11 protein-coding genes are annotated in these 11627 nt (G+C 71.9%); 4 read left to right on the top strand and 7 right to left on the bottom strand.

Annotation, left to right across the window (positions count from 1 at the left end):
* Nucleotides 1–25 precede the first annotated feature (25 nt).
* Genes Vqi01_RS13040 through Vqi01_RS13030 form a run of 3 tightly spaced genes read left to right on the top strand, consistent with a single transcriptional unit; the run spans nt 26 to nt 3383 of the window.
* A complete protein-coding gene (locus Vqi01_RS13040; protein ID WP_204035022.1) occupies nt 26–1231 on the top strand; it encodes an FxsB family cyclophane-forming radical SAM/SPASM peptide maturase in 1206 nt (401 codons plus the stop codon).
* Nucleotides 1228–2553: an HEXXH motif domain-containing protein gene (locus tag Vqi01_RS13035; protein WP_204035021.1), complete on the top strand. Its 1326-nt coding sequence runs from the start codon at nt 1228–1230 to the stop codon at nt 2551–2553. Before Vqi01_RS13040 ends, Vqi01_RS13035 begins: the two co-directional genes overlap by 4 nt.
* A gap of 23 nt (nt 2554–2576) precedes the next feature.
* Nucleotides 2577–3383 carry a hypothetical protein gene (locus Vqi01_RS13030; RefSeq protein WP_204035020.1) on the top strand — a complete coding sequence of 269 codons (807 nt, stop codon included), beginning with the start codon at nt 2577–2579 and terminating at the stop codon, nt 3381–3383.
* On the opposite strand, the gene Vqi01_RS13025 is transcribed toward Vqi01_RS13030, so the two are convergent.
* The 3 genes from Vqi01_RS13025 to Vqi01_RS13015 form a co-directional block, all read right to left on the bottom strand.
* Nucleotides 3380–3757, bottom strand: coding sequence for a TIGR02679 domain-containing protein (locus tag Vqi01_RS13025; RefSeq protein WP_204035019.1), 378 nt, complete (start codon nt 3755–3757; stop codon nt 3380–3382). The two genes, Vqi01_RS13030 and Vqi01_RS13025, sit on opposite strands and share 4 nt — an antisense overlap.
* 336 nt (nt 3758–4093) lie before the next feature.
* Entirely contained in the window at nt 4094–4714 is a 621-nt protein-coding gene (locus tag Vqi01_RS13020; RefSeq protein WP_204035018.1) for an L-threonylcarbamoyladenylate synthase, read from the bottom strand.
* A gap of 45 nt (nt 4715–4759) precedes the next feature.
* Entirely contained in the window at nt 4760–6283 is a 1524-nt protein-coding gene (locus Vqi01_RS13015; RefSeq protein ID WP_204035017.1) for an NAD(P)/FAD-dependent oxidoreductase, read from the bottom strand.
* A gap of 63 nt (nt 6284–6346) precedes the next feature.
* Here Vqi01_RS13015 and Vqi01_RS13010 point away from each other — a divergent pair, with 63 nt between their 5' ends.
* The gene (locus Vqi01_RS13010; protein WP_239098367.1) at nt 6347–7723 is read left to right on the top strand and encodes a hypothetical protein; all 1377 of its coding nucleotides are present in this window, start codon (nt 6347–6349) and stop codon (nt 7721–7723) included.
* Here Vqi01_RS13010 and Vqi01_RS13005 read toward each other — a convergent pair.
* The 4 genes from Vqi01_RS13005 to Vqi01_RS12990 all read right to left on the bottom strand — a co-directional run bounded on the left by Vqi01_RS13005 (nt 7699) and on the right by Vqi01_RS12990 (nt 11626).
* On the bottom strand, nt 7699–8664 hold the full coding sequence (locus tag Vqi01_RS13005) for an HAAS signaling domain-containing protein (RefSeq protein WP_204035016.1): 966 nt from the start codon (nt 8662–8664) through the stop codon (nt 7699–7701). The two genes, Vqi01_RS13010 and Vqi01_RS13005, sit on opposite strands and share 25 nt — an antisense overlap.
* Nucleotides 8661–8999, bottom strand: a complete 339-nt coding sequence (locus Vqi01_RS13000; RefSeq protein WP_204035015.1) for a PadR family transcriptional regulator — start codon at nt 8997–8999, stop codon at nt 8661–8663. The genes Vqi01_RS13005 and Vqi01_RS13000 overlap by 4 nt, the downstream gene beginning before the upstream one ends.
* Before the next feature lie 324 nt (nt 9000–9323).
* Nucleotides 9324–10859 (bottom strand): arabinofuranosidase catalytic domain-containing protein, encoded by a 1536-nt coding sequence (locus Vqi01_RS12995; protein ID WP_204035014.1) that lies wholly within the window; start codon nt 10857–10859, stop codon nt 9324–9326.
* Between the two features lie 95 nt (nt 10860–10954).
* A complete protein-coding gene (locus Vqi01_RS12990) occupies nt 10955–11626 on the bottom strand; it encodes a response regulator (RefSeq protein WP_204035013.1) in 672 nt (223 codons plus the stop codon).
* Nucleotide 11627: the final 1 nt, after the last annotated feature.

Below are 11627 nucleotides of genomic sequence, written 5' to 3'. Positions count from 1 at the left end.
CGCCGCCAGAAGGGCGGAGCCCCTGATGCCCGGATCCGACGACGGCCGCCGTCGCGCCGCTGGTCCCGGTGCGGCAGCCCCGCGCACCCCGCCCGTCGCGTTCCGGCAGTTCGTGCTCAAGCTGCACAGCCGGTGCGACCTGGCCTGCGACCACTGCTACGTGTACACGATGGCCGACCAGCGCTGGCAGGCCCTGCCCCGGGTCATGCCGCGGCCGGTGCTCGACGCGACCGCCCGGCGGATCGGCGAACACGCCCACGCGCACGGGCTGCACCGGGTGGAGGTCATCCTGCACGGCGGCGAGCCGCTGCTGGCCGGGCCGGCGATGATCGAGCACGCCGTGGTCACGCTGCGCCGACAGGCGGCACCGGTGCCGGTCCGGGTGACGGTGCAGACCAACGGCACCCGCCTGGACGAGACGTACCTGCGCTTGTTCGACCGGCTCGACGTACGGATCAGCGTCAGCCTCGACGGTGACCGGGCCGCACACGACCGGCACCGGCGCGGGCCGGACGGGCAGGGCAGCCACGAGCGGGTCGAGGCGGCCCTGCGGCGGTTGCTCGCCGGGCCCCGCCACCTGTTCAACGGTCTGCTGTGCACGGTCGACCTGCGCAACGACCCGCTCGCCACGTACCGCGCCCTGCTGGCGCACCGTCCGCCGGCGATCGATTTCCTGCTGCCGCACGGCACCTGGAGCACACCACCGCCGGGTCGTCTCCCCGACACCCGACAGGTGCCGTACGCGCGGTGGCTGACCGCGATCTTCGACCGGTGGTACCGCGAGCCGGGTCCGCCGGTGCGGATCCGGCTCTTCGACGAGATCATCCAGGTGCTGCTCGGTGGCGTCTCCCGGCTGACCGGGGTGGGCACCAGCCCGGTCGCCGTGGCGGTGGTGCAGACCGACGGCGCGATCGAACTGGACGACACGCTCGGCGCCGCGTACGCCGGCGCGGCCCGGACCGGCCGGCACGTGACCCGGGACCCGTTCGACGCCGCGCTCGCCCTGCCGGCGGTACGCGCACAGCAGGCCGGTACGGCCGGGCTCAACGCCACCTGCCGCGCCTGTGACCTGGGCCGGGTGTGCGGTGGTGGGCTGCGCACCCACCGCTACCGCGCCGGCGACGGCTTCGACAACCCGTCGGTCTACTGCCCCGACCTGTACGCCCTCATCAGCCACATCCGGCGCGCGGTGGCCCGGGACGCGGCGCAGTGGCGAGGAGCAGTGCGGTGATCCCGGACGGCCACCGGCTGCCGACCTGGGTGCTGGACGAACTCGCCGCCGGCCGGGGCGGGGCGGCGGCCGTCGAGCGGCTGCGGGCCGCGCAACGCAGCAAGACGCTGCTGGCGGTACGCACGCTCGTGCTGCTCGTCCGCGAGATTCGGCATCCGGATGAGGCGGCGGTCTGCTCGGCGTACCGTCTGTTGGCGGCACTGCCGCCGGCGGAGCGCACGACCGCGCTCGGGCATCCGCCGGTCGCCGCGTGGGCGTTCGACACCGCGTCCCTGCTGCGGCGGGGCGAACCCGGAGCGACCCATCCGGGGTTGCTCGCGGCGGTGGCGGCGACCGCGGCCGTACGCGCCGGCACCGACGCCGACCTCGACGTCCCGCTCGACCCCGGCGCGGCCGGCCGGCTGGACCTGCCCGGCCTCGGCACGGTGCTGCTGCCCCCGTCGGCCACCCGCGCCCGGGTCCGGGTCAGCCACGGCCGGGCGCGGGCGTACGGCGCGGGCGAACGGATCGACATCGGCACCGACCGGCCCGACCCGCGATGGCGGCCGGCGCCCCGGCTGGACGTCGCGCACCGCGGGCTGCCGCTGTCCCTGCTGGTGGACACGCCGACCTGGCGGCATGTCCCGGCCGCCGGTGCCGGCCACCGGATCGGCGGCACGGTCACCGGTGCCTGGCGGGCCCGCCTGGCCGGGGCGTGGCGGCTCCTGGTCGAGCACCATCGGCCGGTCGCCGGGGAGATCTCCGCCGCGCTGCGCGCGCTGGCCCCGATAGCCGCGCCCCCCACCGGTACCCGCAGCGGCACCTTCCACCACGCCTTCGGCTCGGTGGCCATGTCGATGCCGCCGGACGCCCGGTCGGCGGCCGTCACCCTGGCCCACGAGATCCAGCACCTCAAGCTGGCCGCGTTGACCGACATGTTCGCGCTGCTGGAGCCGGGCCCCCGGGAGCTGTTCTACGCGCCGTGGCGCCGCGATCCACGACCGTTGGACGGCCTGCTGCACGGCGCGTACGCCCATCTGGGGGTGGCGGACTTCTGGCGCCGGCAGGCCCGGGTGGTCCGGGCCGGTGCGCCGCGGCACCACGCCGAGGTCGAGTTCGTCCGCTGGCGCCGGGCGACCGATGAGACGATCCGGGTGCTGATCGCGCAGCGCCGGTTGACCCCGGTGGGTCGACGCCTGGTCCACGGCATGGCCGGGGTGCTCGACCAGTGGGCCGACGAACCGGTGTCGCGGGAGGCGACGACCGAGGCCGGCCGGTTGCTGGACGCGCACCGGGCACGCTGGGAGCGGACCCGGGCACCGACCGGGCCGACACGGGGTTGACCGGTCTCCCTTACGCTGTGTCCATGGGGGAGGGTAACGGTGAGTCCGCACGTCGTGAGTGTTTCGTGATCGCACCGATCGGCCCGGAGGGGTCGGAGATCCGCAAACGCAGCGACCAGATCCTCAAGCACGTCATCCGCCCGGTGGTGGAGGAACGGGGTTTCGTCGCTGTACGGGGCGACGAGATCGAACGCGCCGGTCTGATCACCTCGCAGGTGCTGGACCGCATCATCCGCAACGACCTGGTCATCGCCGACCTGACCGACCAGAACGCCAACGTCTTCTACGAGCTGGCGGTCCGGCACGCGCTGCGCAAGCCGTTCGTGCAGTTGATGGCGAAGGACCAGCAGCTTCCCTTCGACGTGCAGGGCATGCGCACCATCCTCGTCGACCACACCGATCTCGACAGCGTGCACGCCGCGAAGGAGCAGCTGGGCCGGGCCATCGACGCGATCGGCCGGGAGGCCGACATCGTCACCCCGATGTCGGTCGCCCTCACTCTCCAGGACCTGCGCGGGTCCTCCAGCCCGCACGAGGCGGGCCTGTCGCAGATCATCGAGACCCTGCCGCAGATGATGGACATCCTCCAGGACGTGCAGCGCCACCTGGGCACGGGCGGCTACCGCGACGGGTCGGCCGAGGACGACCACCGGCGGTTGCGGACCCTCGTCGAGGCGCTGGTCGCCCGGGGCGGGGTGAGCGCGTACGAGCTGTCCGGCCTGCTCGGTGGGGGCAGCAACAAGTTCGAACGCTGGGTGACGCATCTGATCCAGGTGGCCGGGCCCGAGGCGACGGGCCCCGCCAACGACCATCCACCGGGTGACGCCTAGTACCGGGCGGCGTCGCGCAGATCGTCGAGGAGGAGGGCGAGCAGGCGCTCCTCCATCACGGCCCGAAGCAGGGCGTCCCGGGCCACCGCTTCCCGCTTCGCCTCGGTGGGCCGGCTGCGCAGCGGCACCGAGGCGGTGAGCAGATCGCGCAGCCCGACCCCGTGGACCGCGCGAAGCTGGTCGTCCACGTCGGCCAGCCGCACGGTGAGTCGGGTCGATCCGGCGAACCGGTGGGCATCGGTGATCCCGATGATGACGATCCGCTCGTCGTCGCTGGGCGACTGGAGGCTCACCGTGCCGTCGAGTCGTCCACCGTTGCGTTCGAGGCTGCGCCGCGCTGCGGCCAACAGCCGCCGCCAGCCCGGATCCTCCACCAGCCGCTGCCACCCCGCCCCTCTCCCGCGAGCCCTTTGCTCTGCTTCACCGGACGCAACGGTTTCGGCCGCCGGCCGTTGCGTGGGTTGAAGCAGAGCAAAGGGCGGCGGTGTGGGGGCGGTCGCCGCCCGGCTGCGGCCCGCGGCCACTGGCCGGGGGCGAGGTCGAGGACGAGCGGCGGCCAGCACCGGCGGCGGGGCGGGCGGCGGCCGGTGCCCGGCGGGTTTCCGGGGAGCCGATTTCCGGGGAGCCGAGCGCGCAGGCCAGCGTCCCGTCGAAGTCCCAGCATGTGGTAGAAGCGGGCCGCACGCCGGCTCGGAGGGCCGGGCAGCCGATCACTCGAAGCGGGACGGATCGCCGGCGCCCCGGCGCAGGATCTCCGGCTCGTCCTCGGAGAGGTCGACCACGGTGGTCGGCTCCTTGCCGCACTCCCCCGCGTCGACCACCGCGTCGAGCTGGTGGTCCAGCCGCTCCTTGATCTCCCAGCCCTGGGTGAGCGGCTCCTCCTCCCCGGGCAGGATCAGCGTGCTCGACACCAGCGGCTCGCCCAACTCGGCCAGCAGCGCCTGGGCGACGGTGTGCGCGGGTACGCGGACGCCGACGGTGCGTTTGCGCGGGTGCAGCATCCGGCGCGGCACCTCCCGGGTGGCGGGCAGGATGAAGGTGTAGCTGCCCGGGGTGGACGCCTTCACCAGGCGGAAGATCGCGTTGCTGACCTGCACGAACTGGCCGAGCTGGGCGAAGTCCCGGCACACCAGCGTGAAGTGGTGCCGGTCGTCCAGGTGCCGGATCTCGCGGATGCGGTCCAGCCCCTCCCGGTTGTCCAGTCGACAGCCCAGGGCGAAGCAGGAATCCGTGGGATAGGCGATCAGACCGCCGTCGCGGACGAGGTCGACGGCCTGCCGGATGATCCGGGGCTGGGGATTGTCCGGGTGCACGTCGTAGTACCTCGCCATGCCCACCACCCTAGAGTTCCGGCCCGAGACGGCAAACCACGCCGGTCACGGCCGGTCGCGGGCAGGCGACACGGTGGCCGCGGAGGGCGGCGGCGGGGCCGGCATCAGCGGAGCGTCGCGCCCGGTGCCCCGGCGCTCGTCGCGGCGGGCCGTCTCCTCGTGGTAGTCCTTCTCCACGTTGACCGACCAGACGTCGTGGCCGGCGTCGTGGGCGATGTTCTCAGCGGTCAGCATCGCCGTCAGCATCGAGTGGTCCTGGTTGTTGTAGCGGTGCATGCCGTTGCGCCCGACCGGGTGCACGTTCGGCACCTCGCGCGCCAGCCACTGCCGGATCACGTCGACGTTGTGCTGGTAGCGCTCGTCGTAGACCGGGTACGCCTTCGGCATCCGCACCACGTAGCCGGCCTCGACGGCCCCGGGCCGGATCAACCCCAACTGCTCCAGCTCCCTGGTCGCGGAGGCGATCAGGTCGGCGTCGGGCGTACGCCAGGTCTCGTCGTCCACCGACACGAAGTACTCCAGCCCCAGGCAGGTGCGGCCGTCCTTCACCAGGTACGGCGACCAGGAGCCGAAGTTCTGGATCCGGCCCACCCGCACATCGGGGTCGTGAACGTAGATCCAGTTGTCGGGGAAGGAGAACTCGGCGGGCACCACCAGCGCCACGGTGAGGAAGTCCCGGTAGCGCAAATCCTCGGCGGCGGCCCGGACCTCCGGCGGCGGAGCAGGACGCAGCGTCGCCACCAGTTCGGAGATGGGCATCGAGGAGACCACGTGGTCGGCCGCCTCGGTGCGCGGCCCGCCGGCGCCCTCGACGCTGACGGCGACCGCGCGGCGCCGCTCCGGGTCGCGGTGCACGGCGGTCACCCGGGTGCCGATCTCCACCGTGCCGCCGCCCCGGCGTACCTCCTCGGCGCAGCGTTCCCACATCATCCCGGGTCCCAGCTTCGGGTACTGGAACTCCTGGATCAGGCTCGCCACGTCCTTGCGGTTACGTCTCGGCAGCACCGCGTTGCGGACCGCCTTGGCCAGCGACAGGTTCTTGATCCGCTGCGCCGCCCAGTCCGCCTGCAGCTGGTCGGCCGGGATGCCCCACACCTTCTCCGTGTACGTCTTGAAGAAGATCGAGTACAGCCGCCAACCGAACCGGGCCGAGACCCACCCCTCGAAGTGCGACTGGTCCGCCGGTGGCCGCAGCCGCGCCCGCGCGTACGAGCCCATGCACCGGGCCGCCTCCCAGAGCCCCAGGTTGCGCAGCGCGTTGCCGGCGTTCAACGGGTAGTCGTAGAGCGCCCCCCGGTAGTAGATCCGGCTCATCCGGGGCCGGAGCAGGAAGTCCTCGTCGGGCAGGATCTCGTGCCAGAAGTCCTCGACCCGGGACACCTTCGTGAAGAACCGGTGCCCGCCGATGTCGAAGCGCCACCCGTCGCGCTCCACGGTCCGGCTGATGCCACCGACCACCTCGTCGGCCTCGAACACCCGCACCGGGGCGCCACGGCGGCGCAGCTCGTACGCCGCGGTCAGCCCCGCCGGACCCGCGCCGATCACCACGGTGCCGTGTTCGTCGCCCATGCTTCCGCCGCCTCCGTACGCCCATCGGCCAGAACGGTTGGCCGGTTACCCGACCTGCCGCAGATGTCACCTGCGGCGGCGGGCGTGATCGGCTCCGGCGCGGGTACGCGGCACCGGTTCGAGGCGGGTACGGTCGGGGGGCGGATGGTCGGGACGGGCCGGATGCGCCGGCTGCTCGCGCGGGTGCCCGCGCCCTGGCCGTACGTGCTCATCGTCTTCGTCGGCACGAAGATCATCCTCAGTCTGGTCGGGGTGCTCGCGCTCGCCGCCTTCGACGCGATCCACTGGGCGCCGCCGCCCGACGACCTGACCCGTCACCAGCAGCGGGACATCTCGCCGCACCGGTGGCTGTCGCTCTGGTTCGCCTGGGACTCGTTCCTCTACGACCACCTGGCCCGGCTGCCGCTGGACGAGCCGTGGCGCGAGTTCGCCTTTCCCCTGCTGTACCCGTTCCTCGCCCGGCCGCTCGCCCCGCTGCTGGGCGGTGACACCGCGCTGGCGCTGCTGGTCGTCGCCAACGCGGCCTTCCTCGGCGTGCTCTACTACGCCTACCGACTCGGCGAGCGCCTGCTGATCACCGCCACGGGTCAGGACGCCGCCGGTCAGGACGCCGCTGGTCGGGACGCCGCCGGTCAGGACGCCGCCGGTCAGGACGCCGCCGGTCAGGACGCCGCTGGTCGGGACGCTGCCGGGCACGGCCAGGCGGCCCGGCGGTTCGTGCGGTACCTGGTGCTGCTGCCCACCGCCTTCCTGTTCCACGCGGCGCTCACCGAGTCGCTCTTCCTCTGCCTGGCGCTGGCGACCTTCTACTACGCGGAGAAACGGCGATGGCTGCTGGTCGGCGTGGTCGGCTTCTTTCTCGCGCTGAGCCGGTCGGCCGGGTTCTTCGTGGCCCTTCCGCTGGCCCTGGTACTGCTCGGACAGGGCGGTTACCGGCTGGGCCCGCGCGCCCTGAGGGGCTACCTGCGGTCCGGCTGGCCGCTGGTGCTGCTGCCCGCCGGTTGGCTCACCTTCATGGCGTTCTGCCGTTGGCAGGGCGGGGACTGGTTCGCCTACAAGCACGCGCAGGAGCAGGGCTGGAACATCCGCGTGCAGAATCCGCTCGGCGTACTCTGGGGCGGTCTGACCGGGGCGGCGCCGGACGCGGCACGGGTCTGGGTCGCCGTCGGGGTCCTGGCCGTTCTCGTCGCCGGCACCCGTCGCCTGGGCCTGCCCTATCTGGTGTACGGGCTGATGATGGTGCTGGTGCCGCTGTCGATGGGCCAACCCGTCTACAAGAGCCTGCTGCGCTACCTGCTCGCCGTGTTCCCGGTTGCTCTCGTGCTGGCCGGCTGGGCGCGGCGGCCGATGGTCGACGTCTGGTTGACCGCCGCGCTCGCGCTGCTCCAGGGCGCCCTGTTCGTCGTCTGGCTCGCCTACTGGACGCGCTTCATCATCTGACGCGGCGCCGCCTCGCGCGCCCGTACCGCGACGAACCCGCTGGCTCCGATCGTCAGGTACAGCCCGCCGAACAGCCAGAAGGCCGCGAAGAGCAGGCCGGGCTGGACCATCGAAAGGATCATGACCAGGGCGCCGGCCAGCGCGGTCACCGCGTACCCGGCCCGGAGTCCGTACCCGCACAGCACGCCGAGGACCAGCGGCCCGACGCCCCACAGCGCCACGCCGACCCAGTCCACACCGACCGTTCCGGTGGCGATCGAGGACCCGACCAGTATCGCGGGCAGGGCCACGAACGCCGCGGCGACGAGGTGCCACGCCCGTACGGCGACCCGGCCGATCCCGCGCCGCGCCGCCGACGGCACGATCACCGCCGCCCAGAGCAGGAGCACGAGCGGGAAGTAGTACAGACCGATCTCGCCCGAGACGAACGTGAAGGCGGTGAGAACCACGGCGCCGACCGTGCCGGCCACCCGGCGTGCCCGGGCGGGCAGCGCGAACGGCGCCGCCGCGATGAGCGCCGGCAGCAGGGTGAGCAACGCGAACCCGGGGCCGTACCGCTGCACGATGCTCTGCCCGTCCGGACCGACCTGAGCCAGGTCCAGCGGCAGAGCCGCGAACGGCAGCAGGAAACTCACGCACACAGCGGCCAGCACGCCGACCGCCACCGCGACCGCGCGCAGGGTCCGGCCGGCACGCTCCGCGTGGTCGGCAGCGCCACCGGCAAGTGCGAGCTCGTCGCGCGCCTGGCCCGCCACGGCCTGCGGGCTGCCGAGCCCGGCCAGCGCCTGGTCCATGGTCCGGCCGCTGCCCAGCGCGTCGGTGAGGTGCGCGCGGACGTCCTCGACGATCTCCCGTACGGTGTCGGGCGGCGCGTCCGACAACTCCGCACCGAGCGCCCGCAGGTAGGTCTCCGCCGCCTCGGGTAGGGCGTGGCTGGTCATGCTTCCTCCGTTATCAGTTCGTCCACGTGCGGCTGGATGTCGCGCCACACCGCCGCGAACACGCGCAACTGCGCCCGCCCCTGGTCCGTGATCGCGTAGTACCGCCGCGCATGCCCCTGCTCCGGGGTCAGCCAGCGGGTCTCGACGCTGCCCGCCTGCCGCATGCGGGCGAGCAGCGGGTACAGGCTGCCTTCACTCGCGGTCAGACCGCGGGCGACGAGGGTGTCGGCCAACTCCAGGCCGTACATGTCGCGCTGGGAGAGCAGCGCGAGGACGCAGTATTCGAGGACGCCCTTGCGAATGTTGGTGGTGATCCGCTCGCGCGCTCCGTCCATGCCGACAAGATACCTTGCATAACAAGATAACTGTCAAGCCCGCATCCAACCCGTGATCGTTGGCGGCTCAGCGGTCATCGCCCCGGCGTGTCGAACCGCTGAGCTGCCAACGATCACGACCGCGTCTGTTCTGGGGAACCTGCCAGCCCGCTGGTCAGTTCGCTCGCGGAAACCGGAAGCCGAAGTGGGCGAGCTGCCATTCGCTCTGAAGGCGTCATGTCACACAGACATGTGTCACCGCTCAACCAGACAAAGCACCTCCGACCAGGGCGCCCTACGGCATGGGTGTGCCATAGGGCGCCCACAGGCGTCGGAACAAGACCGCTAGCGATAGCCGGCGGCGATGATGTTGGCGTGCACGGCGTTCTCGGTGGCGTCGGAGGGGTAGCCGGCGACCATGGCGCCCTCGTAGAAGGTGCCGGCGCTGAGGTTGGCCCCGCCGTCGGGTTTGCAGCAGTCCCCGCCGCTGCCCAGGATGATCGCGCCCTGCTTCTTCATCGGGCTGTATCCGGGAGGAAGCGGTCCTTCGTAGAGCGTGTAGAGGCTGCCGGACTGGGCGTTGCTGCCCTTGATGGCGAAGCGGGTGGTGCCGTTGTTCTTCAGGGTGGCGGTGACGAACTTGTGGGGGAAGGCCCGCTGGTTCGGGTTCCAGGACTGGCTGCCGCCGGGGTAGAGCCCCCATTCCAGGTCAGCCTGCACCCACGGACCCGACCCCGAGCAGCCGCCGAACCAGCACTGGGTGCTGAAGTTGATCGCGTCCATCGCGCCGGCCGCGTCGGCTTTGCGGGTCGTCTCGCTGTTTCCGTAGTCGAAGCAGCAGCCGTTGTTGACGTGCGTGCCACTGGTCACCATGTACATGCCCTCGGGGGCGCTGCCGGTCGGCACACCAGTGAGGTGACCGTCGCGCCAGTAGCTGTTGCCCGGATTGATGTACAGCGAGTATGCCTTGCTGCCCCCGATGGTCAGCGACTCGGAGGTGGCGATCGCCGGCCGGCTCTGCGGAGAGCCGGGGACGACGCTGGAGCCCTGGTACCACAGGTCGTTGCCGCGGCCGGACTGGTCGTAGATCACGGTGATCACACACTGCGTGCCGGCGCAGAACGAGTCCTGGGTCGCCGCGTTGGACGTACCGCCGGTGGTCAACAGGCCGATGTCGCGGGTGGTGTTGTCCGACGAGCGCCGGACCTGGTACAGGTTCCCGCGGTACGCGGCATACAGCGCTCGGGTCGTGCTGTGCGCCGCCACGCACGGCGTGCCGCCGGCCGCGTAGATGTCACAGGGCAGTGACCCGGCCGGTGGCGAGGGCGGTGGGCTCGTCGGCGGGGGCGTCGGCGAGGTCCACTGCTGGTTGGTGTTGCCGTGGCAGGACCAGAGGATGATCTTCGTGCCGTTGCCGGTGCCGGCGCCGTTGGCGTCCAGGCAGAGTCCGGACTGTACGCCGGTGATGGTGCCGTTGGCGTTGACGTTCCACTGCTGGTTGGTGCCGCCGTGGCAGTCCCAGATGATGACCTGGGTGCCGTTGCTGGTGCCAGCGCCGTTGGCGTCCAGGCACTTGTTGCCGTACACCTGAAGTTGCCTCGCGGCGGTGTAGGTCCAGGTCTGGTTGGTGGCGCCGGTGCAGTCCCACAACTGGGTCTGGATGCCGTTGCTGGTGCTGGAGTTCGGCACCTCCAGGCATCGTCCGGACGCCACGCCGGTGATCGCGGCGCTCTGACCGGGGGCGATGGCCGCAGCGACCGGCGCGGCGATCGCGGCATGGAGCTGGGGAGCCAGGACGGCGCCGCCGACCAGGGTGAGCACTGACGCGCCGATCACCGCCAGCCGTCGGGGGCGATGGCGCCGAAATCTCGCAACGATCATGATGCTTCCTCGGGGTGGTGGAGGGCTGGGTCAGTTGCGTGATCTTGCCTCGATAAGGGTGACCGATTTCCGCAAAGCATAGAGCAACTTAAACGTCATTGGTATGACGTCTTCGTCGTGGCGCAGATGCCGGCGTTCCGGGCGAGCAGCGCCGCCTGCACCCGGTCGGAGACGCCCAGCTTTCCGAGGATCGCCGAGACCTGGTTGCGGATGGTCTTCGTGCTCAGCCCGAACCGGCGGGCGATCTGTGCGTTGTCCTCACCGGCGGCCAGGTGCCCCAGGATGTCCCGCTCGCGCGGGGTGAGCCGGTCGAACGGCGGTGGCAGACTGGCGGCTGCCGTCGGCTGCGCCCGGCCCAGCCCGGCGACACCGATCCCCGGGCCCAGCACCAGACCCCCGCCGGCCACGGTCCGCAGCGCATCCACCACCAGGTCGGGGTCGGTGTCCTTGAGCAGGTAACCTCGGGCACCGATCCGCAGGGCGCGGGCGACCAGCTCCTCCTCGTCGGCCATGGTCAGCATCAACACCCGGATCTCCGGCCGGTGCCGCAGGATCTGACCGGTCGCCTGCACCCCGTCGCCGTCCGGCAGCGCTATGTCCATCGCCACGACGGTGACCTGTCCGTGCGCGACCGCGGCGACCGCCTCGGCGCAGGAGGCCGCCTCCATCACCTCCGCCACCCACGACTCGCCCTCCAGCATGGTGCGCAGGCCGCGGCGCACCACCGGATGGTCGTCCACGATCAACACCCGGGCCCGTTCCGACATG

Source organism: Micromonospora qiuiae (assembly GCF_016863555.1).
Taxonomy (GTDB): domain Bacteria; phylum Actinomycetota; class Actinomycetes; order Mycobacteriales; family Micromonosporaceae; genus Micromonospora; species Micromonospora qiuiae.
Note: the sequence above shows the minus strand (reverse complement) of the source record. Positions and strands in the feature narration are given on the sequence as shown.

Excerpts from the sequence above, each read along its gene's own strand:
- Vqi01_RS13040 (WP_204035022.1), top strand. The coding sequence starts at position 26 with ATGCCCGGATCCGACGACGGCCGCCGTCGCGCCGCTGGTCCCGGTGCG.
- Vqi01_RS13030 (WP_204035020.1), top strand. The coding sequence starts at position 2,577 with ATGGGGGAGGGTAACGGTGAGTCCGCACGTCGTGAGTGTTTCGTGATC.
- Vqi01_RS13020 (WP_204035018.1), bottom strand. The coding sequence starts at position 4,714 with ATGGCGAGGTACTACGACGTGCACCCGGACAATCCCCAGCCCCGGATC.
- Vqi01_RS13015 (WP_204035017.1), bottom strand. The coding sequence starts at position 6,283 with ATGGGCGACGAACACGGCACCGTGGTGATCGGCGCGGGTCCGGCGGGG.
- Vqi01_RS13010 (WP_239098367.1), top strand. The coding sequence starts at position 6,347 with ATGTCACCTGCGGCGGCGGGCGTGATCGGCTCCGGCGCGGGTACGCGG.
- Vqi01_RS13005 (WP_204035016.1), bottom strand. The coding sequence starts at position 8,664 with ATGACCAGCCACGCCCTACCCGAGGCGGCGGAGACCTACCTGCGGGCG.
- Vqi01_RS13000 (WP_204035015.1), bottom strand. The coding sequence starts at position 8,999 with ATGGACGGAGCGCGCGAGCGGATCACCACCAACATTCGCAAGGGCGTC.
- Vqi01_RS12995 (WP_204035014.1), bottom strand. The coding sequence starts at position 10,859 with ATGATCGTTGCGAGATTTCGGCGCCATCGCCCCCGACGGCTGGCGGTG.
- Vqi01_RS12990 (WP_204035013.1), bottom strand. The coding sequence starts at position 11,626 with ATGTCGGAACGGGCCCGGGTGTTGATCGTGGACGACCATCCGGTGGTG.